Annotated in this window: 1 protein-coding gene; it reads left to right on the plus strand. The window is 64.4% G+C overall.

Going from position 1 to position 452, the window contains the following annotated elements; genetic code table 11:
• On the plus strand, positions 1-429 hold a 429-nt coding region (locus tag D7Y13_RS42785), incomplete at its 5' end, for a periplasmic substrate-binding domain-containing protein (RefSeq protein ID WP_208734627.1).
• Between the last annotated feature and the right edge of the window lie 23 nt (positions 430-452).

The following is a 452-nucleotide window of genomic DNA, read 5'->3' on the forward strand; positions in this document are numbered from 1 at the left end:
ATCTACACCTCTCTGAAGGCCCAACTCGAGGCGGTCGGCATCAAGGTCACGCCGGTGGCCAACAAGTGGAGCCCGGACTACCTGGACCTGATCCAGGGCGGCAGCAGCCACGGCATCCACCTGCTCGGTTGGACGGGCGACTACAACGACCCGGACAACTTCGTCGGTGTGTTCTTCGGCGGCAAGGCCAACGAGTGGGGCTTCGACAACCCGGCCCTGTTCACCGCGCTCAACGAGGCTCGCCAGATGAGTGACGCGGCTGCGCAGCAGGCGAAGTACCAGGAGGTCAACAAGATGATCGCCGACTTCGTCCCGGGTGTTCCGCTGACCCATGCTCCGCCTTCGCTCGCGTTCGGCAAGGGCGTGCAGGGTTACCAGCCTTCGCCCGTCCAGGATGAGGTCTGGAACAACGTCACCGTCGCCCTGTGAGCGGTCCGTCGATCGGCTGACAC

Origin of the sequence: Corallococcus praedator (assembly GCF_003612125.1) — a bacterium.
Classification (GTDB): domain Bacteria; phylum Myxococcota; class Myxococcia; order Myxococcales; family Myxococcaceae; genus Corallococcus; species Corallococcus praedator.